Genomic DNA, 22,611 nt, shown 5'->3' with positions numbered 1-22,611 from the left:
GTCAGGGCATGCCAAGTTCGCCGTCGATGAGGTCGAAGAGCTCGTCGAGCTCCAGCCCGTCCAGCTCGCGGGCCGGCCGCGCGGGCTTCGCGGTCGGGTCGGTCGGGTCGGTCGGAGAGGTCTCCCGGGTGGCGCCGGTCGGATCGGTCGGGCCGAAGGCGGCGCCGAGATGGGCGGCGAGGGCCGTCGGCGTCGGGTAGTCGAACACCAGGGTGGCGCGCAGGCGCAGGCCGGTCGCCGTCCCCAGCCGGTTGCGCAGGTCCACCGCCGTCAGCGAGTCGAACCCGAGTTCCTTGAAGGTGCGGCCGGGGTCGACCGCGCCGGGTGTGCCGTGGGCCAGTACGCCGGCGGTGTGCTCGCGTACCAGGCCGAGCAGGGCCTCCGCCCGGTCGGCCTCGGTCATCCGGGCCAGGCTGTCGCCGAGCGGCGCGGCGCCGCCCGGTCCGCCCGCGGCGGCGGCCTCCGCCCGCCGGACCCGGTCGCGGACCACCCCGCGCAGCAGCGCCGGCACGACGCCCTGGGCGCGTATCGCGGCGGGTTCGAGCCGGGCCGGGACGAGCAGGGCCTCGCCGGAGGCGAACGCGGCGTCGAACAGGGCCAGTCCGTCCGCCGTGGACAGCGGGGCGAGGCCCACCCGGCGCATCCGGCTCAGGTCGGCGTCCGCGAGGTGGCCGGTCATGCCGCTGGCCTCGGCCCACAGGCCCCAGGCGAGCGACACGGCCGGCAGGCCTCGCGCGGCGCGGTGTTGGGCCAGGGTGTCCTGGTAGGCGTTGGCGGCGGCGTAGTTGGCCTGGCCGGGCAGGCCGAGGATCCCGGCGACCGAGGAGAAGAGCACGAACATCGACAGGTCGAGCCCTTGGGTCAGCTCGTGCAGGTTCAGGGCGGCGTCGACCTTGGGCCGCAGGACGCGTTCGAGCTGCTCCGGTCGCATCGCGTCGACGACGCTGTCGTCGAGGAGCCCGGCGGCGTGCACCACACCGGTCAGCGGGTGTTCGGCGGGGATCGACGCCAGCAGCGCGGCCAGTGCGTCCCGGTCGGCCGTGTCGCAGGCGGCCACGGTGACCGTCGCGCCCGACCCGGTCAGCTCCGCGGCGAGTTCCGCGGCGCCGGGGGCCTCCGGTCCGCGCCTGCTGGTGAGCAGCAGGCGGGTCACTCCGTAGCGGGAGACCAGGTGCCGGGCGAACAGGCCGCCCAGGGTGCCGCTCGCGCCGGTGAGCAGCACCGTGCCCGCCGTGAGGCCCCGCCGGGTCGCGGGCGAGCCGGTGATCCTGGCCAGCCTGGGCGCGACGGGCCGTCCCTTGCGGACGGCGAGCTGCGGCTCGCCGGTGGCCAGGGCGGCCGGCAGGGCCGCGACCGACGCCTCGTGACCGTCCAGGTCGACGACGACGAACCGGTCCGGGTGCTCCCGTTGCGCCGAACGGACCAGGCCCCACACCGTGGCGCCCGCCGCGCCGAGGGCGTCCGTCTCGGCCGGCTCCACGACCACCGAGTTCCGGGTGAGCAGCACCAGCCGTGCGCCGGCGAACCGCTCGTCGGCGAGCCACTGCTGGATCAGTCGCAGCGCCCGGCCGGCCACGGCGTGGGCGCCGCCCGCGGTGGGCTCCCCGGTCAGCGCGGCGAACACCGTCTCCGGTACCGGTCCGTGGTCGGCGAGCGCGCCGAGATCGGCGTGCGAGGGCACTCCCCCGCGGGCGACCCCGAGGTCGTCGGCGCCGACGACCGCCCAGGGCCGGGGGTCGACGGACGTCTCGGGCACCTGTGTCTCGGCCCAGTCCACCCGGAACAACGCGTCCGGCGGTCCGGCGGCGGGCGCGCCGGCCGGGAGCGGGCGCAGCGCCAGCGACTCCACGGACGCCACGGGCGCCCCGGTCGTGTCGGCGAGCCGCAGCGAGACCGTGTCCGGGCCGTCCGGCGAGATCCGCACACGCAGTGCGGACGCGCCGGTGGCCCGCAGCGACACGCCCTGCCAGGAGAACGGCAGCCGGCAGTCGGAGCCGTCGGCGACGGCGGCGTGCAGCGCGGCGTCCAGCAGGGCCGGGTGGAGTCCGAAGCGGCCGGCGTCCGCCTCGATCTCCTTCGGCAGCGCGACCTCGGCGAAGATCTCCGTGCCCCGCCGCCACCAGGAGCGCAGGCCCCGGAACGAGGGGCCGTAGCGGTAGCCGAGTTCGGTCCAGCGCTCGTATCCGCCGTCCCACTCCACCGCGACCGCGCCCGGCGGCGGCCAGGAGGTCAGGTCGAACTCCTCGGCCCGGTGGACGGTTCCGTCGGCGAGCAGCCCGCTCGCATGTCTGCGCCACTCGCCGGAGCCGTCGGCCGGGCGGGCGTGGACGGCCAGTTCACGACGGCCGGACGCGTCCTGCTCGCCGACCGTGACACGGATGTCGACCGCGCCGTGCGGCGGCAGGACCAGCGGCGTCTCGCAGGTCAGCTCCGCCACCTCGGCGCAGCCCGCCTCGTCGCCCGCGCGGACGGCCAGCTCGACGAAGGCGGCACCGGGCAGCAGCACCGACTCGCCGAGCCCGTGGTCGCCCAGCCACGGCTGGGCCCGCAGGGACAGCCGGCCGGTCAGGACCAGGCCCCCGGAGTCGGGGAGTTCGACGACGGCGCCGAGCAGCGGATGGTCCGCCGCGGCCAGTCCCGCCGCCGCCACGTCCGCCGTGTCGCCGACCGGCGTCGGTTCGAGCCAGAAGCGCCGCCGCCGGAACACGGAGGTGGGCACGTCGATCTGCCGGGCACCGGGGAAGACGGCCCGCCAGTCGGGGTTCACGCCGCGCGTGTACGCGCCGGCCAGCGAGGTCAGGAACCGCGCCAGGCCGCCGTCGTCGCGGCGCAGCGAGCCGACGGCGACCGCGTGCTCCGTCACGTCCTCGACCGCGGCCGTCAGCACCGGATGCGGGCTGACCTCGACGAACACCGAGTGCCCCTGTTCGGCGAGCACCCCGACCGTCTCGGCGAAGCGGACCTGGCGGCGCAGGTTGCGGTACCAGTAGCCGCCGTCCAGACCGGTGGTGTCCAGCAGGCCGGCGGTCACCGTCGAGTAGAACGGGATCGCCGACGGACGGGGGGTCAGGCCGGCCAGGACGGCGGCCAGTTCGTCCGCGATCCGCTCCACCTGCGCCGAGTGCGAGGCGTAGTCCACCGGTAGCCGCTTGACCCGCACCTCGGCGGCCTCGCACTCGGCGACGAGTTCGTCCAGCGCGTCCAGGTCGCCCGCGACGACGACGGATCCCGGGGCGTTGACCACCGCCACCGAGATCCGGCCGTCCCACCGGGCGAGGCGTTCGGCGGCCTCGTCCTCGGACAGGGCGACCGAGACCATCCCGCCGGCGCCGGACAGCGCCAGGATGGCCTTGCTGCGCAGGGCGACGACCTTCGCCGCGTCCGCGAGGTCCAGCGCCCCGGCGACACAGGCGGCCGCGATCTCGCCCTGCGAATGGCCCACCACCGCGGCGGGCCGGACACCGTAGGAGCGCCAGAGGGCGGCCAGCGACACCATCACCGCGAACAGGGCGGGCTGGACGACGTCCACCCGTTCCAGTGCGTCGGGGTCGCGCAGCGCCTCGAACAGGTTCCAGTCGACGTAGGGGGCGAGGGCGTCCGCGCAGGCCTTCATCGATTCGGCGAACACCGGTGCGGAGTCCAGCAGTTCGGCCGCCATCCCGGTCCACTGCGCGCCCTGGCCGGGGAAGACGAACACCACCCCGCCCGCCTCCTGCGCGGTCCCGCGCACCACGCCGGGCGCCTCGGCGCCGGTGGCGAGCGCGGTCAGGCCGCGGCGCAGCGCGGGCAGGTCGGCGGCGACGACGGCTGCGCGGTGCGGCAGGCCGGCGCGGGCGGCGGCCAGCGAGAACGCGGTGTCCGCCGGGTCCAGCCCGGGGTTCGCGTCCACGAAGGACAGCAGGGCGGCGGCCTGGTCCGCCACCGCGTCCTCGCCGCTCGCGGAGAACGCCCATGGCAGCACGGGGGCGAGGTGCCGCGCCCCGGGCGGGTGCTCCGGCGGGGCCTGTTCGATGATCACGTGGGCGTTGGTGCCGCTGATGCCGAAGGAGGACACCGCGGCCCGGCGGGCCCGGCCGGTCTGCGGCCACTCCCGCGCCTCGGTCACCAGCTCCAGCGCGCCGGCGGACCAGTCGACATGGGGGGTCGGCTCGTCGACGTGCAGGGTCCTCGGCACCACCCCGTGCCGCAGCGCCTGCACCGTCTTGATGACTCCGGCCACCCCGGCGGCGGCCTGGGCGTGGCCGATGTTGGACTTCAGCGACCCCAGGAGCAGCGGGCGGCCCGGGTCCCGGTCGCGGCCGTAGGTGGCGGCGAGCGCCTCGGCCTCGATCGGGTCGCCGAGCGTCGTCCCGGTGCCGTGCGCCTCGACGACGTCCACGTCCGCCGTGGACATCCCGGCGCCGGCGAGCGCCTGCCGGATCACCCGTTCCTGGGCGACGCCGTTGGGTGCGGTGAGCCCGTTCGACGCGCCGTCCTGGTTGGTCGCGCTGCCCCGCACCAGGGCCAGCACCCGGTGGCCTCTGCGTCGCGCGTCCGACAGCCGTTCGAGGACGAGGATCCCCGCGCCCTCGGACCAGCCGGTGCCGTCGGCGGCGGCGGAGAACGCCTTGCAGCGGCCGTCCTCGGCCAGTCCGCGCTGCCGGCTGAACTCCACGAACATCCCGGGCGTGGACATCACCGCGACGCCGCCGGCCAGGGCCAGCGAGCACTCCCCGGCGCGCAGGGCCTGCGCGGCGAGATGCAGCGCGACGAGCGACGAGGAGCAGGCGGTGTCGACGGTGACCGCGGGACCCTGGAGTCCGAGCGTGTAGGCGATCCGGCCGGACGCGACGCTGATCGTGCTGCCGGTCAGCCGGTAGCCGTCGGACTCGGCGTGCGCGGCGTGCAGCCGGGGGCCGTAGTCCTGTGCCATGGCCCCGACGAAGACGCCCACGGGCGTGCCGCGCTGGCCGCCGGGGTCGATGCCGGCCCGTTCCAGTGCCTCCCAGGACGTCTCCAGCAGCAGCCGCTGCTGGGGGTCCATGGCGAGCGCCTCCCGCGGCGAGATGCCGAAGAACTCGGGGTCGAACCGGTCGGCGTCGTGCAGGAAGCCGCCGTGCCGGGTGTAGGACGTGCCCGTCCGGTCCGGGTCGGGGTCGTGGAGCCGGTCGGTGTCCCAGCCGCGGTTGGCGGGGAACTCCGAGATCGCGTCGGTCCCGTCCATGACCAGCCGCCACAGGTCGTCCGGGGAGGCGACGCCGCCGGGGAGCCGGCAGGCCATCCCGACGATCGCGATCGGGTCGTCGGCGCCGGCGAGGGCGGCGGGGACGGCGGGACCGGCGGGACCGGCGGCGGTGGTCTCCTCGTCGCCCGAGGTCAACGTCCGCAGGTGGTCGGCGAGTTCGGCCGGGGTCGGGTGGCCGAACAGCACGCCGGTGGGCAGGGTGCGTCCGATCGCCGCGCTCAGCCGGTCCCGCAGCTCCACGGAGGACAGCGAGTCGACCCCGAGCTCCTTGAAGGTCGTGCCGGCGTCCACCGCGTCGCCGCCCGCGTAGCCGAGCACGACCGCGAGGGTCGACCGGACCAGCCCGAGCAGCTCGGGCCGGGCCGGAGCAGCGGCGGCCGCCGCCGCGGGTCCCGGGGCGGGGACCGCGGTCCGGTCGGCGGCCCGGTCGGCGGCCCGTACGACCGTCCCGTCCGTGGGCTCGGTGAGCCAGTGGCGCTCGCGCTGGAAGGCGTAGGCGGGCAGGCCGACGGTGCGGGCGCCGCGCAGGGCGAACACCCGCGACCAGTCCACCGGGACACCGCGCACATGCAGTTCGGCGAGCGACGCGAGGAAGCGTCTCGGGCCGCCCTCGCGCCGCCGCAGCGAGCCGGTGACCACGCCGGACTCCAGCCCGGCCTGCTCCGTCGTGTCCCGCAGGGCCGGCAGCAGCACCGGATGCGGGCTGCACTCGACGAACACCGTGTGGCCGTCGCGCACCAGCGCCTCGGTGGCCCGCTCCAGCTCCACGGTCTGCCGCAGGTTCCGGTACCAGTACGCGGCGTCCAGCCCGGCGGTGTCCATCGGTGCGCCGGTCACCGTGGAGTAGAACGGCACGGGCGACGACATCGGCCGGATGCCGTCCAGCACGGTGAGCAGGCGCTCCCGGATCTGTTCCACCTGGGGTGAGTGGGAGGCGTAGTCGACGGCGATCCGTCGGGTCTCGACGCCTTCCGCGGTCCATCGCTCGACCAGTGCGTCCAGCGCCTCGGGGTCGCCGGAGAGCACCACCGACGAGGGGCCGTTGGCGGCCGCGACCGACACCGCGCCGTCCCCCTCGGCGAGCCGGTCGCGGACGTCGTCGGCCGACAGCAGCACCGACACCATCGCGCCCTGCCCGGACAGTGCGGAGAGGGCCTGGCTGCGCAAGGTGACCACCCGCGCGGCGTCCTGCAGCGACAGGGCGCCCGCCACGCACGCGGCGGCGATCTCGCCCTGGCTGTGCCCGACCACCGCCGCCGGCTCGACCCCGCAGGAGCGCCAGAGGGCGGCCAGCGACACCATCACCGCGAACAGCGCGGGCTGGACGACGTCCACCCGCTCCAGTGCGTCGGCGTCGCGCAGCACCTCGCTCAGCGACCAGTCGACATGGGGTGCGAACGCCTCCTCGCAGGCGCGTATCGACTCGGCGAACTCCGGTACGTCCTCCAGCAGTCCGACCGCCATGCCCGCCCACTGCGCTCCCTGCCCGGGGAAGGCGAACACCACCTTCCCGGCCGCCGTGGCCTGTCCCTCGACGACGCCGGCGACGGCCCTGCCCTCGGCGAACGCGGCGAGCCGGTGCAGCAGTTCGGCGCGGTCGTCGCCGACGACGACGGCACGGCTACGGAAGGCGGTCCTGGTGGTGGCGAGGGAGAGGCCGATGTCCGCGGCGGGCTCGGTCCGTTCCTCGACGAAGGACAGCAGCCGGGCGGCCTGGGCGCGGAGCGCCGCGTCGGTGCGGCCGGAGAGCGGCCACGCCAGCGCGCCGGCCGCCTCGGGCGTACGGGGCACGGGGCCGGTCGACGGGCCGGCCGGCGGGGGTTCGGCGACCACCAGGTGGCAGTTCGTGCCGCCCATGCCCCACGAGCTCACGCCGGCCACCAGCGGCCGGTCCGGTTCCGGCCACGGCGTCAGCTCGGTCTGCACCGTCAGCCCGAGGTCGTCGAGGGGGATGTCCGGGTGCGGGGCAGCGAAGTTCAGGCTCGGCGGCAGCATCCGGTGCCGGATGCTCAGCGCCACCTTGAGCAGCCCGGCGATGCCGCCCGCGCCCTCCAGGTGCCCGATGTTGGTCTTGACCGAGCCCACCCGCAGCGGCGCCTCCGGCTGCCGCGCGCGCCCCAGCGCGGCGCCGAGCGCGGCCGCCTCGATCGGGTCGCCCACCTTGGTGCCGCTGCCGTGCAGTTCCACGTACTGCACGTCCCGCCGTGCGACGCCGGCCCGCCGGTACGCCTGCCGGACGACGTCCTCCTGCGCGGACCTGCTCGGCACGGTGAGGCCGGTGTGCTCGCCCTCCCCCGCGCCGTCGTTGTTCACGGCGCCGCCGGTGAGGACGCAGTAGATGTCGTCGCCGTCGGCGAGCGCGGCGTCCAGCGGTTTGAGGACGACGGCCCCGCCGCCCTCGCCGCGCACGAACCCGTTGGCCCGCGCGTCGAAGGTGAAGCACCGGCCGTCCGGTGACAGACCGCCGAACCGCACGGCGCCGAGGGTCGTCTCGGCCAGGATGTTCAGGTTCACTCCCCCGGCGACGGCGACCGCGCAGTCGCCGCGGCGCAGGCTCTCGCACGCCAGTTGGACGGCGACCAGCGAGGAGGACTGCGCGGTGTCGACCGTCAGGCTCGGTCCGCGCAGGCCGAGGTGGTGGGAGATCCGGTTGGCGATGATCCCGCGGCGGGTGCCGGTCATGGTGTGCCGGCCGATGCCCGCGTCGCCGAGCCGGTCCTGGAGCGCCGCGTAGTCGTCCCACATGGCGCCGACGAACACCCCGGTGTCGCCGCCGCCGAGTTCGGCGGGGACGATCCGCGCGTCCTCCAGCGCCTCCCAGGCGAGCTCCAGCATGAGGCGCTGCTGGGGGTCCATGGCGGCCGCCTCGCGCGGTGAGATCCCGAAGAATCCCGCGTCGAAGCCTTCGATCCCGTCGAGGAATCCGCCGAGGCGGTGCGGCAGTCCGGCGCCGGGCCAGCGGCCTTGCGGAGCCTCGCGTACGGCGTCGGTCCCGTCCCGCAGCAACCGCCAGAACGCGTGGCCGTCGCCGGCCCCGGGCAACCGACAAGCCAATCCCACCATGGCGATCCGTCTCATGTCCACAGTCAACAATGGGGGTCGCCGATATGGCTTGTTTCACCGACCCAAAATGCCGGTGCAAATCTGGTGGCCGATAACAGTCTGGACTGATCGACATTGATCTGTGCACAAAAAGATGCATCGGCATTGTGCCGCGGACATCGAATTGTTTCGACCGCGGCACAATGCCGATGCATTCACATCGACGTCAGGGGGAAACCCCCGGATGAACGTCTCAGTACAGCAGGGTCACCGACGGGCGGACTTCCAGCAGTGCGCGGCTGTAGTCCTCCAGGATGATCGGTGCGTTGAGCGCGGTGTGGCGGCTCATCACCGATATATCGCGCCACAGGCGCTGCAGCGGGTTGGACAGGGCGAACGCGCTGCCGCCGACGATGTCGAGCAGCTTCTCCACGGCCTCCCGCGACTTCTCCTGGGCGGACCGCTGGTGCATACGGGCCCGGGCCCGGTCGACCCACGGCATCGGGTCGATCTCCGGCACCCCGTCGAAGGTGTCGCCGATCTCGCGCAGATGCATCTGGGCGGTCTCGACGAGGTGCGTGGCCTCGGCGAACCACATCTGCACCGAGGGCGCGTCGGCGGCGGCCTCGTAGTTGACGTAGGTGATCGGCCGCTTCTTGTCCAGCAGCTCCCGGGTGACCTCCAGCGCGCCCTGCGCCGCGCCGACGATCGCGGCGAGCGACTGGGTGCTGCCCTGGACGAGCATGGTGTCCCGGTCGTCCTCGCCCGGCAGATCCGTGAGGCTGAACTCCTTCGCCCGGCGCTCCGGGACGAACAGTCCCTCGGCGACGACCGTGTGGGTGCCGGAACCGGCCAGACCGGCCGAGTGCCAGGTCCGCTCGATCTTCACCTCGTTCATGGGGACGACGACGCCCACGAGGTCCGTGGTCGGCTCCTCGCCGTCGAAGATGGGCACGACGGGGATGTAGGCCCAGTCCGCGATCTCGCAGCCCGAGCTCCACGGGAACGTGCCCGTCACCTGGTATCCGCCGTCGACGCGCGAGGCCTTCGTCGTGGTCAGGTGGGCGGTGGAGATGACGTACGCGTCGGGGTTGTCCGCGAACATGTCCGACAGCGCGCTCTCGGGCATCCCGGTCAGCGCGAACCGGGTCGACGCGGTGTCGATGGCCAGGTTCCAGGCGGCCGACCCGCAGCCCTTGCCGACCTCCGCGATGATCGACAGAAGATCCGGCATCCGAAGCTCGTAGCCGCCGTAGCGGGTCGGCGTCGTGAGGCGGAACAGCCCGGCGTCGCGCAGCGCGACGACGACCTCCTCGGCGAGCCTGCGGTCCTGTTCGGTCTTCACAGCGTGCTCGCGGATCAGCGGCACAAGCTCGCGGGTGCGCGCCACGATCTTCGCCACGTCGACCGTGGACACGGTCGTCTCGTCCGCCAGCTCACCGGCCACTGCTGTCACGAAGTCCTCCTTGGATTGCGCGTCGTGGGCCGGCCCCGATCGGGGAGGCTCATCGCACCGCGTCTCACGGACGAGTCAATCGGCTGCGGGCCTGCGGTCCCAGCGCCGAGCACCCAAAAACCGGCCGCCGGGCTGGCACTGGGAACCAAGTGCCGGCCGACGACCGGTTTCCGGTCGAACGCCGCCGGACGATCCGCCGTCGGGCCGGACCGTTCAGCTGCTGAAGCGGATCAGACGCTGGGCACGGCGGCCGGTTGGCCGACCTCCGGGTCTGCCTGCGACGTCACATGGCGGTCGAACATCAGGCCGCACAGGATCGCCCCGCCGAGGAAGACCACGGCGCCCCAGAAGAACGCGGTGGTGTAGCTCTCCACGGCGGCTTCCGAGATCAGCTGCGGGGTCGGCTTCTTGCCCTCGACGAACGAGTCCGCCGCGGTGATGGCCAGGGTGCTGAGCAGCGCGGTGCCGATCGAGCCGCCCACCTGCTGCACGGTGTTGACCAGCGCCGACGCCGCGCCGGCGTCCTGCGGCTCGACCCCGACGGTGGCCACTGCGGCGCCCAGCGAGACGACGAGGCCGAAGCCGACGCCGGCGATGAGGGACGGGACCATCACACCGGCGAGGTAGGAGCTGTCGACGGTGAGCCGGCTGAGCCAGAACGAGCCCACCGCGGCCAGGACGAGACCGGCCGGGATCAGCACACGGGTCCCGAGCTTCGGCTCCAGCACCGGCGGGATGGTGGTCGCGCCGATGCCGATGCCGACGATCATCGGCAGGAAGGCCAGGCCGCTCTCGATCGCGGAGAACTCCAGGATCAGCTGGAGGTAGTAGGTGAGGAACAGGAACTGCACGAACAGCCCGATGCCCAGCAGGAACATCGCCAGGTAGGCGCTGCCCCGGTTGCGGTGCAGCACGATCCGGATGGGCAGCAGCGGCGTCCGCGAGCGGAGCTCGAACAGCACGAACGCGACCAGCAGGACGGCGCTGGCGACGAGGAAGCCCCAGACGTCGGTCTTGCCCCAGTCGCCGTCGTCGGCGTTGGAGAGACCGTAGGCCAGGCAGAACAGGCCGACCGAGGCCGTCACCGTGCCGGGCAGGTCGAGCCGCTCCGCGCGGTGTTCGGCCTGCCGGTTGTGCATCGTGAGCAGCGCGCCGACGAACACGGCGGCCGTGAAGATCACGTTGACGTACAGGCACCAGCGCCAGTCCAGCCAGTCGGTCAGCGCGCCGCCGAGGACCAGACCGAGCGCGAGGCCGCCGCTGCCCAGCGCGCCGTAGACGCCGAAGGCCTTGACCCGCTCCTTCGGATCCTTGAACACGGTCAGCAGAAACGACAGCGCCGCCGGTGCGACGAGCGCGGCGAACCCGCCCTGGAGTGCGCGGGCCGTGATAAGCATGGCGAAGCCGTTGGCCGCGCCGGCCAGTACCGACATGGCGCCGAACCCGACGATCGAGATCATCAGCGATCGCTTGGCGCCGATGAGGTCGACGATCCTGCCGCCCAGCAGCAGCAAGCTGCCGAAGGCCAGCGCATAGGCGGTGACGACCCACTGCCGGTCGCCGTCGCCGAACCCGAGATCCGCCTGTGCAGACGGCAGCGCGATGTTGACGACCGTCGTGTCCAGGAAGATCGTTAACTGCGCGACGCCGATGACCGCCAGGATCAACCAGCGGTTGGCGTAGTGGGGGTCGGGCGCACCTTTCGCCGCCACCCTCGACTCGGAATCTGCTGACTCTGACATTCCACTTACCCTCTATTGATCAGGCCGGACCATCGGCCGATGGCCGGCAAACTGGCGTTTGGCGGAAATCAGGTGGAAATTGTCTCGAATCCGTGCTGCTTCGCGAGGTCGACAATGGCGTGTACCCGTTCACGGGTAATGAGGCCGTTGCCCATCGATCCACTCTTGCCGGACAACCCGAGAGTGACTGCTTCCGCCACCCCAGCCAACAATTCACCCGCACCCTGTGAGGCACCGAGGCCACGCGGCAGAATACCGCGGTTGGACGCAGAAAGTATACCACCCCGCACGTAGCGTAGATCGCCACGAGAAGCCACCGAAGAAGCATCCGAACCGGTCCCGAAAAAGGACAGGTCGGCAATCACGGCACCGTCTCCGAGATGTTTTTCGTCGAGTACGGAAACCGGACTCGAATGGGCCGAGAACACCACCTGAGCATTCCGCACCGACAAAAGATCGTCGGTCACCACGACGAACGGGTTCAGGTCGTAGGCGTCGTCGAGATAGGCGGCGATCTGCGCACCGCTCGGCTCGTCGCCGCCCCGCCCTTCGGACAGCCACCGGATGATCAGCGGCTCGACGGACAGCGCCGCCGGGATGCCGGTCAGCGCACCGCCGGCCACGATCCGCTCCCACGCCTCCTGGTAGATCCGGCGCTCCGCGGCCCGCAGCCGCTCGGCCGAACCCGACCGGCCGCTGCCCACCAGCACGATCTTGGCGGCCTCCAGCGCGCTGATCGCGCCGAGGGCCGATCCGAGGTGCCCGCCGCCGCCGACGACCGCCACCGTCGTCCCGTCGAGCCCGCCGAACCGCTCGGCCGCGGCGGGCCGGACGGCGGCCAGGGCCGAGCCGACGGTGAGCGCGCCGCCCGCGGTCACCGTGATCCCGGGAACCCGCAGCGCGCTGCCGTGTCCGCTCACCGCGCCGAGTCCGAACCCGAGGCCGACGGTTTCGCAGCCGTCGGCCTTCGCCGCGCGCACCCGGCGGTCGAGGTCCAGGCCGATCAGGAAGGTCTGCCCGGAGACCTGGTACTCGCGCAGCTGCGCCTGGGTCACCAGCAGCGGGTAGACGGTGAGGTCCACCGACGTCCCCTGCGGCGAGTCGAACCGGACCGGCGCGAACGCCGGCAGGTCCTTGAGCAGTTCGGACCGCCGGGCGTAGGCGAACAGGCGCTCGTCGTCCAGGTCGGCGAGCGACGGGTCGAACTCCCGCAGCATGTCCGGGGTCAGCGGGTAGCCGACGAACCCGACCTTCGCGGCAGCCGGCTCGGCCGGGGCGCTCTCCTCGGCCGCGGCCGGCCGGAAGTCCCTGATGTCCGCGCGCGGAGCGTCCTCCGCGGCCCCGGTCAGCACCTGGACCAACGGCAGCGCGTCCTGGTGGCGCAGGATCGTGCAGACCTCGGTGAGACCGCCCCGCAGCTGCTCGATCTGCTCGTCGCTGATGTAGATCGACGGCTCGATCCGCAGCATGTTCGGCACGCTCGCGGTCGGGCCGGTGCGGATCTGGTGCGCGGCCTGGAGATAGCTGCCCAGCTGGAAGACGAGCAGGCCGGCCAGCGCCTTCTCCCGGATGACCGGGGACGAGGCCTGGCTCTGGTCGGCGAACTCCAGCCCGATGAGCAGGCCCTTGCCGCGGACGTCGGCCACCACGTCGGGGAATGCGGCGGCCAGTTCGCGCAGCATGCCCAGGATGCGCTCGCCGCGTTCGGCGGCACGCTCGTAGGCGGCGCCGTCGTGGGCCTCGAGGAGTTCGAGCGTGCGCAGGGCGATGGCCGTGGAGAAGCCGTCCTTGGCGAAGGTCGAGCTGTGCACCAGCTCGAACTCGGGGCGGTAGCGCGACTGCCGGACGAGCAGGGCGGAGGTCTTGCCGATGCCGCCGCCGAGCGACTTGCCCAGCACGAAGTAGTCGGCGAGCAGCCCGATATGGGAGCTGGCGAAGAACTTCCCGGTGCGCCCCATGCCGCTCTGGATCTCGTCGACGACGACCGGGCACTCGACCTCGGCGCAGATCTCCCTGACGCGGGCGGCATACTCGGCGGTCAGCTCGTGGATCCCGCCCTCGCCCTGGATCGGCTCGACGATCAGTCCGGCGATCACCGGGAAGTCCCGTTCGACGAGCGTGACCCGGCCGTCCAGGACCTGGACGTCGAGCACGCTGACCCGCTGCTCGGCGACCGCGTTCTCGAACGCCGCGGCGTCGTTCGGCGGCACGAATCTCACCGGCTGCCCGAGCGAGGCGAAGGCCGCCCGGAAGAGCGGGTTGAAGGTGAACTGGAGGCTGCCGACGAGCTTTCCGTGGAAGGCCCGCTCCAGCGCGAAGAACACCGGGCCGGTGCCCGCCCGCGCCATGTTGTGCGCGGCCACCGCGCCGAGCAGCGCCCCGAACTCCTCGGCGTTCGTCGGCGCGGACACCTCGCCGGGCAGCAGGGAGACGTCGTCCGGCAGCGCCGCGGTCCCCTCGCCGACCGCCCGCAGCGCGACGTCGACGTTCCACTCGATCTCTTCGAACAGGGCCTTCATCCGCAGCACACGGTCGAACTCGCAGTGCTTGACCGCCGCCTCGACCGCCTCCGCGCCGCTGTTGGCGAAGGTGATGGCGTACGGCTCGGCGCCGGGGAACTCCCGGCCGAGCACCCCGTTCAGCACCGCGCCGACCTGGTCGGCGACCGGGTGCGCGGAGTGCTGCGAGTGCACCGGCCAGCCCGCGTCCAGCAGTTCCTTCGCGTAGGCCACGATCTCCGGGTGGTTGTGCCCGAGCATCAGCGAGCCCCAGCCGCCGATCAGGTCGAGCACCGGCACCTCCGCACCGGTGTCGTCCAGGTAGTACAGGCTGTTCTTCTCCGCCCGGACGTACTCGATGTCCAGGCCGAAGGTGCCGAGCATTCCGGTCAGTAGGGCTTCGGCGTATCGGGTCGGTGCGTTCACCATGTCTCCTGGTGTTCAGCGGTTCGGGTGTGCGGAGGAGGAGCGGCCCAGTTCCCTGTCGATGAAGTCGAGGACCTCGTTCTCGGTCGCGTCGGCCAGGTCGGTGCTCTCGCCGGGGCCGTGGAGCGCGTCGGGCCGCGCGTCGGTCCATGCCTTGTTCCAGCGGGTGAGGATGGCGGTCAGCCGGTCGGCGATCTCGGACTGCCCGAACCCCGTGTCGTCCGCCGGTCCGACGTCGACCGGGACGGCCATCAGGACGGCCTCCAGCTTGTCCAGCTCGGCCAGTGCGGAGCGGCGGCTGACCCCGTCGGCGGTGGCGAGCCGTTCGAGCAGGTGGTCCACCAGCACGCCGGGAGAGGCGTAGTCGAAGACCAGCGTGGTCGGCAGCGACAGACCGGTCTGCTCGGCCAGCCGGTTGCGGAACTGCACGGCGGACAGGGAGTCGAATCCGGAGTCCCGGAACGACACCTCCCAGCGCAGGTTCTCCGGGGTCGCGTGGCCGAGCACCCCGGCCGCCTCGGCGCGCACCAGGTCCCGCAGATATGCCTCGACCTCGGTCCTGGTCAGGTCCGCGAAGCGGTCGGCCGGCAGGTCGGCGCTCGCCTTCCGGCGCACCCCGCGCGGCACCAGCCCGCGCAGCACCGCCGGGATCTGCGCGGTGTCGCGTTGCAGCGCGGCGAGATCGAGCGGGGCCGGCGCGACCACGGCGTGCCCGGTGGCGAGCGCGGCGTCGAACAGCTCGCACGCCTCGTCCTCGGCGATCACCCGCAGCCCGGACTGTCCGCCGGCGACCATCCGGCCCCAGGCCAGCGACACCGCGGGCAGTCCACCGGCCCGGCGATGGGTGGCCAGCGCGTCCAGATACGCGTTCGCCGAGGCGAAGTTGGCCTGCCCCGGGCTGCCGAGGACGCCGACCACCGAGGAGAACAGCACGAACAGTGCGGGCGGCGCGTCCACGGTCAGCTCGTGCAGATGCCACGCCCCGTCCACCTTGGGCCGCAGCACCTGCGCGACGCGCTCCGCGGTGAGCGCGGTGAACACCCCGTCGTCCAGGACGTTCTCGGTGTGCACGATCCCGGTCAGCGGATGCTCGGCGGGGATGCCCGCGAGCATCCCGCGCACGGCCTCCCGGTCGGCCAGGTCGCACACCGCGACTGTGGCCGTCGCGCCGAGCGCGGCCAGGTCGTCGCGCAGCCGCCCGGCGGACGAGTCCGGCCGCCCGTGCGGGTCGGCGAGCAGCAGGCGCCGCACGCCGTGCGCGGTGACCAGGTGCCGGGCGAACAGCGCGCCCAGCGGCCCGTCCGCGCCGGTGACCAGCACGGTCCCGCCGGCCTCCGGCGCAGGGGACGGCGCCGGCGAAGTGCCCTGCGCGGTCGACGGCACGAGCCTCGGCGCGAGCAACCGGCCGGCACGGACGGCCAGTTGGGGCTCGCCCCCGAGGGCCGCCGCGAACAGCAGCTCGGTGGAGGCCGGGTCGTCGTCCAGGTCGACCAGCACGATCCGGTCGGGGTGCTCGGCCTGGGCCGACCGCAGCAGGCCCCAGACGGCGGCCCCGGCCGGGTCCCGGATGTCGTCCTGCGCCTCGACGGCCATCGCTCCCCGGGTCACCACGACCAGGCGGTTGTCGGGCAGGTCCTCCTGGGTCAGCCAGGACTGCGCCACGCCGAGCGCGCGTTCCACGGCCCGGTGCACCGCGGCGACCTGGTCACCGGCCGGGTCCGGCCGGGACGGCTGGATCAGCAGGGCGTCCCACGGGGTGTAGGCGGCCGCCGCCTCCTTGACGTCGGCGAACCTCAGCGGCGCCACCGCGGTCAGGTCGCCGAAGCCGTCGAGGGAGCCGTCACCGATGGTGTCGCCGGTGCCGTCGCCCAGCAGGGCGAGCAGGGTGTCCGGCTCGTCGTCGTCCGTCGTCTCGACCGTGGTCCAGCGCAGTTCGAACAGCGAGGCCGTGCCGGACGGCGTCGGCGCCGCGTCTTCCCTCGGCGTCAGGGCGACGGGAGTCAGGCGTACCGACTCGGCCGTCAGCACCGGCAGTCCGGCCTCGTCGACCGCCGCCAGACGGAACGCGTCCGCTCCGGCGGGGGCCAGGTGCACGCGCAGGGCCGTTGCCTCGGTGGCGTGCAGGACGACGCCCTCCCAGGCGAGCGGCAGCCGGGTCGTGCCGTCCGACGCGCTCTGCGGACCGCTCTGCGCACCGTCGATCTGTGCGTCGCCGAGCAGCAGGGGCTGGACGGCGGCCTCCAGCAGGGCGGGGTGGACGCCGAACCCGCCGAGGTCGGCGAGGGCCCGTTCGGGCAGCCGGACCTCGGCGAACAGCTCGTCCCCGCGGCGCGACACGGACTCCAGGCCCTGGAACACCGCGCCGTAGCGGTGGCCCGCGTCGGCGAGGTCCTCGTACGCCCAGTCCACCGCCGTGGCCTTGGCCGGCGGCCAGGCGGCCGGCTCGGTCTGCGGCCGGTCGGCGGCGGGGGCGAGGACGCCGGTGGCATGGCAGGTCCAGGTCCGGTCCCGGGCGGCGCCGTCGCCGGCCGGGCCGTCGGCGGGCCGGCTGTAGACGCCCACCGTCCGCCGTCCGGCCTCGCCCGGGGCGCCGGTGACGACCTGCACCTGCACGCCGCCCTGCTCGGGCAGCACGAGCGGCTCGGTGACCGTGAGTGCGGCCAGCTCGGGGCAGTCGGTCGCGTCGCCGGCCCGGATCGCCAGGTCCACCAGGGCCGAACCGGGCAGCACGGGCAGGTCGGCGACGAGGTGATCGGCCAGCCAGGGATGGGTGGTGAGGGACAGCAGGCTGGTGAACACCAGCTCGTCCCGGCCCGCGACCTCTACGGCCGTGCCGAGCAGGGCGTGCTGCGCGGAGTCGACGTCGAGGCCCGCGATCTCGCCGGACTCGACCGACCAGTACCGCTCGCGCTGGAACGGGTAGGTGGGCAGGCACGTGCGGCGGGCCCCGGTGCCGGCGAACACGGTCGTCCAGTCGACCGCCGCACCGGCGACGAACAGTTCGCCCACGGCCTCGAACAGCCGGCGCACCGACGGCCGGCCGTCCTGGAGCAGCACCGACCCTTCGAGCAGCCGCCCGGGACCCGACTCCGCGAACCGGGTCATGCGCTGTTCGGCCATCCACCGCTCGGCGGCGGCGACGCCCTCGGAGCCGTCCAGGCCCAGCGGGTCGTCGACGGTCGTCGGCCGGCCGGTCCGCAGCGACACCACCGGGAACCGCGGTTCGGCGAGCGTCACCGCGGCCCGGTCCCCGGACGACAGGAGCCGGCCGGCGGCGTCCGCCGGGAGCGCCCCGGCGACGAACGCGGCGGCCAGTTCGCCGACCCCGGCGCCGGCCACGCAGCCGAACGTGACGCCCCAGGACTCCAGCAGGCGGAACAGCGCCACCTCGGCGGCGAACAGGATCGCGTCGTCCCCCGGGCCGTCGAGCCCGAGCCCGGACAGGGTCCGGTCGAAGGCTTCGGCATAGGCCGGGAACGTCTCGTACAAGGCGCGTTCCGGGCGGTCGGCGGGCCGGCCGGTGAACAGGAACGCGGTCCGGCCGTCCCCGGCGAGGGGCGCGTCGCCCTCGGCGATCGCCCGCAGGCCGGCCAGCGCTTCCTCGCCGCCCCCGGTGACGAGCACGGCGCGGTGGTCGAACACCGAGCGGGTCGCCAGCGAGAGCCCGATGTCGAGCGGGTCCGGCGCGCCGGCGGAGTCCAGCAGGGACAGCAGACCGGCGGCCTGGGCGCGCAGCGCCCGCGGCGACTTGGCGGACAGCGCCCACGGCGCCACCGGCAGGGGCGTCTCGGCCCGCGCCGGAGCCCGGACCGGCTCCTCGGGCGCCTGTTCCAGGATGATGTGCGCGTTGGTGCCGCTCATCCCGAAGGCGGAGACCGCGGCCCGGCGCGGCCGGTCCAGCTCCGGCCACGGGCGGGACTCGGTCAGCAGCTGCACCGCGCCCGACGACCAGTCCACCGCGGACGTCGGCTCGTCGATGTGCAGGGTCTTCGGCATCAGGCCGTGCCGCATGGCCATGACCGCCTTGATCAGCCCGCCGGCCCCGGCGGCGTGCTGGGTGTGCCCGATGTTCGACTTCACCGATCCCAGCCAGATCGGACGGTCCGCCGCCCGGTCCCGGCCGTAGGTCGCCATCAGCGCCTCGGCCTCGATGGGGTCGCCGAGCCGGGTGCCGGTGCCGTGCGCCTCCAGGAGGTCCACCTCGGCGGGCGCCACGCCGGCGTTGGCCAGCGCCTGCCGGATCACCCGCTGCTGCGAGGGGCCGTTGGGCGCGGTCAGGCCGTTGGACGCGCCGTCGGAGTTCACCGCGCTGCCCCGGATGACCGCGAGCACCGGATGCCCGTTGCGCCGGGCGTCGGAGAGCCGTTCCAGGACGAACAGGCCCACGCCCTCCGACCAGCCGGTGCCGTCCGCGGACTCGGCGAACGCCTTGGACCGGCCGTCGGGCGACAGCGTGCGCTGCCGGGAGAACTCGACGAACCCGATGGGCTGCGCCATCACCGTCGCGCCGCCCGCGAGCGCCAGGCCGCACTCGCCGCTGCGCAGCGCGTTGGCGGCGAGGTGCACCGACACCAGCACCGACGAGCAGGCCGTGTCGATGGACATGGTCGGGCCCTCCAGCCCGAGGGCGTAGGAGATCCGGCCGGAACCGAAGGACGTCGTGGAGCCGGTCAGCAGATAGCCCTCGGCGCCCGACTCGGCCGCGTCGGCGCCCGCCCCGTACTCCTGCGCGGTCAACCCGGTGTAGACGCCCGTGTCGCTGCCGCGCAGCGACAGCGGGTCGATCTCGCCGCTCTCCAGCGCCTCCCACGAGGTCTCCAGGAGGAGCCGCTGCTGCGGGTCCATGGCCAGCGCCTCGCGCGGCGAGATGCCGAAGAAGCCCGCGTCGAACTCGGCCGCGTCGTAGACGAATCCGCCGACCCGGGGATAGAACGTGCCCGGTTTGTCGGGGTCCGGGTCCCAGAGCCGCTCGATGTCCCAGCCGCGGTCGGCCGGCATGTCCGACATCGCGTCCACCTCGTCGGCGACCAGCCGCCACAGTTCCTCGGGGGTGGTGGCCCCGCCGGGGAAGCGGCACGCCATCCCGACGATCGCGATGGGCTCGTTCTCGCCGCCGGAACCCGGGACGGCCGCGGCGACGGCCGCCGCCGGTGCCCGCAGGTCGCCGCTCAGCTCGGCGAGCAGGTACCGGGCGAGCGCCGAGGTCGTCGGATAGTCGAAGACCACGCTGGGCGACAGTCGCAGGCCGCTGGCCGTGGACAGCCGGTTGCGCAGTTCGACCGCGGTCAGGGAGTCGAAGCCCAGCTCGCGGAACGGCACGGTCTCGCCGACCCGTTCGCCCGCGCCGAACTGGAGCACCGCGGCCACCTCGGACCGCACCAGGTCGGCGATCTGCTCCTGCCGCTCGTGCTCGGGCAGCACGGCCAGCCGGTCGGCGAGGGACCGCTGGTCGCCCGCGCCCCGCCGGACCACCCGGCGGGCCGGGCCGCCGACTAGGCCGCGCAGCATGGGCGGGACGGAGGCCGCCCCGCCCCGCAGCGTGCGCGTGTCGAGCCGCACCGGCAGGCTCACCGGCCGGTCCGCCGCCAGCGCGCGATCGAACAGCGCGGTCCCGGCCGCCGGGGAGAGGGGCCGCATGCCGGTGTGGCGCAGCCGGTCGTCGGCGGCGACCCCGGTCTGCAGGCCGCCTTCCGCGGCCCACAGACCCCAGCCGAGCGAGACGGCGGGGAGGTCGTGGGCGCGGCGGTACCGCGCGAGTGCGTCGAGGAAGCAGTTGGCCGCCGAGTAGTTGGCCTGTCCCGCGTTGCCCAGCGTGCCGGCGAGCGAGGAGAACAGCACGAACAGGGTGAGCGGCCGATCGCGGGTGAGTTCGTGCAGATGCCAGGCGGCGTCCACCTTGGGGCGGAGCACGGACGTCATGCGGTCGGGGGTGAGCGCGGTGACGACGCCGTCGTCGATGACGCCGGCGGTGTGCACGACGCCGGTGAGCGGGTGTGCCGCGGGGATCGAGTCGAGCACGGCGGCCAGGGCCGAGCGGTCGGCCGCGTCGCATGCAACGATCCGGACGGTGGCGCCGAGGGCGGTGAGCTCGTCGGCGAGTGCGCCGGCTCCGGGGGCGTCGGGGCCGCGTCGGCTGGTCAGGAGCAGGTGGGTGACGCCGTGGTCGGTGACCAGGTGCCGGGCGAAGAGGCCGCCCAGCGCGCCGGTGCCGCCGGTGACGAGGACCGTGCCCTGCGGCTGCGTCTTCGGCCCGGCGGCGTCCGTCGCGGGCTGCGGAGCCAGCCGTGGCACGCTCACCGTGCCGGCGCGGACCGCGACCTGGTCGTGGCCGGCCGCCAGCACGGCGGGGAGGATCACGAGCGAGGCGGGGTCGTCGTCGACGTCGGCCAGCACGATCCGCTCGGGATGCTCCGACTGCGCGGACCGCAGCAGACCCCACACCGCGGCGCCCACCAGGTCGGGTGCGGTGGCGTCGTCCTGACCGGTCGCCACCGCGCCTCGGGTCAGCACCAGGAGGCGGCCGGCCAGGAAACGGTCGTCGGTCAGCCACTCCCGCACCAGGTCCAGCGCCTCGACGGCCGTGTCGTGCACGGACACGACGACCTCGCCGTCCGGCCGTCCGGCGTAGCGGACGACCAGCACATCGGCTCCGGCCGCCTCCGACAGCGTCGCGCAACGGTCGAGGGACAGCGTCGCGTCGACGTCCCGGCCGGGGCCGCCGAGCAGAGCCCAGCGCCCGGTCGGCTCGGTCGGGCTCAGCTCGGCCGGGACCCAGTCCACGCCGAGCAGCGAGCCGGCCGTCTCGTTCCGCGCGGCCGGCAGCGCGGCCGACACCGGGCGGGCCTCCACCGACCGCACCTCGGCGACCGGCTGTCCCGACGCGTCGGCGAGCTGCACCTGGCAGGAGGTCCTGCCCTCGGTCTCGCCTTCGACGACCAGCCGCACCCGCAGCGCGGTCGCCCCGGTGGCGTAGAGGCTGATGCCGTTCCACACGAACGGGAGCTGGAGCGTGAAGTCATCGCCCGCGTCGGCGATCGCGGCGACGACCCGAGGGTGGATGGCCGCGTCGAACAGGGCGGGATGGATGCCGAACCGCGCCGTGTCGGTGTGCTCCGGCAGCGCGACCTCGGCGAAGAACTCGGTGCCGGCGGCGCTGTCACGGCGCCACAGCGTGTGCAGCCCGCGGAACACCGGGCCGTAGACGTAGCCGTGTTCCGCGAGCCGGTCGTAGAACCCTTCCGTCCGCATCGGCTCGGCGCCCGCCGGCGGCCATTCGCTCAGCTCGAAGCGCGGCTCGGGCGCCGAGGCGGCGAGCAGACCGGTGGCGTGGCAGGTCCACTCCTGATCGGTCTCACCGCAGGAGTGGATCGCGAACGGCCGGTGCCCGCTGTCCTGCGGCTCCTTCACCACGACCTGGACCCGCACCCCGCCCGTCCCGGGGATGACGAGCGGCGCGGTCACCACCATCTCGTCCACGCCGGCGCAGCCCGCCTCGTCGCCGGCCCAGATCGCCATGTCGATCAGCGCGGTCCCGGGCACCAGCGCCCGGCCGCCCAGCTCGTGCTCGGCGATCCAGGCGTGCGTGCGCGCGGAGAGCCTGCCGGTGAACACCACCTCGTCGGCGCCGGCCACCCGCACCACCGCGTCCAGCATCGGATGGCTCGCGGCCGCCTGCCCCGCCGAGACGACACCACCGGCCGACGCCTCCTCCAGCCAGTAGTGCTGGTGCTGGAAGGGGTAGGTGGGCAGGTCCACCAGGGCCGCCCCGGCGTCCGTGAACAGCTGCTTCCAGTCGACGGTGTGGCCGTGGGTGTGGAGCTGGGCGAGCGCGGTGAGGGCGGTTCGGGCCTGGGGCTGGTCGCGGCGTTGCAGTGCGGTGAACGTCGCGTCCACGCTCTGCGGGCCCATGGCGCTGAGCACGCCGTCGGGGCCGATCTCCAGGAACCTCGTCGCGCCCAGTTCACGGAGCCGTACGACATGGTCGGCGAACCGCACCGGCCGACGGATGTGATCGACCCAGTACCCGGCCGAACACACCTCCTCGTTGCCCGCCGCCATCGCGATCACCGGCTCCGCCAGCTCCACCGCCCCCACCACCGCGCTGAACTCCTCCAGCACGGGGTCCATGAGGGGGGAGTGGAAGGCGTGGCTGACGGTGAGCCGGTTGGTCTTGCGTCCCTGGCTGCGGAGTTCGTCGGCGATCCGGGTGACGACCTCCTCGGC

5 protein-coding genes are annotated in these 22,611 nt (G+C 73.9%); all 5 read right to left on the bottom strand.

What is annotated here, in order from left to right:
- Nucleotide 1: 1 nt before the first annotated feature.
- Complete coding sequence (locus tag ACWD4O_RS31060) at nucleotides 2–8,302, bottom strand: type I polyketide synthase (RefSeq protein WP_451284904.1); 8,301 nt, start codon at nucleotides 8,300–8,302, stop codon at nucleotides 2–4.
- Between the two features lie 217 nt (nucleotides 8,303–8,519).
- Nucleotides 8,520–9,722, bottom strand: a complete 1,203-nt coding sequence (locus ACWD4O_RS31055; RefSeq protein ID WP_451284902.1) for an acyl-CoA dehydrogenase family protein — start codon at nucleotides 9,720–9,722, stop codon at nucleotides 8,520–8,522.
- A 230-nt stretch (nucleotides 9,723–9,952) separates the two neighbouring features.
- Nucleotides 9,953–11,464, bottom strand: a complete 1,512-nt coding sequence (locus ACWD4O_RS31050) for an MFS transporter (RefSeq protein ID WP_451284900.1) — start codon at nucleotides 11,462–11,464, stop codon at nucleotides 9,953–9,955.
- Between the two features lie 68 nt (nucleotides 11,465–11,532).
- Entirely contained in the window at nucleotides 11,533–14,391 is a 2,859-nt protein-coding gene (locus tag ACWD4O_RS31045) for an aminotransferase class III-fold pyridoxal phosphate-dependent enzyme (RefSeq protein ID WP_451284898.1), read from the bottom strand.
- A gap of 12 nt (nucleotides 14,392–14,403) precedes the next feature.
- Nucleotides 14,404–22,611: SDR family NAD(P)-dependent oxidoreductase (locus ACWD4O_RS31040; protein ID WP_451284896.1), on the bottom strand; the 8,208-nt coding region annotated here is incomplete at its 5' end.

Source organism: Streptomyces sp. NPDC002623, from assembly GCF_053592635.1.
This window is presented reverse-complemented; position numbering and strand designations above follow the sequence as displayed.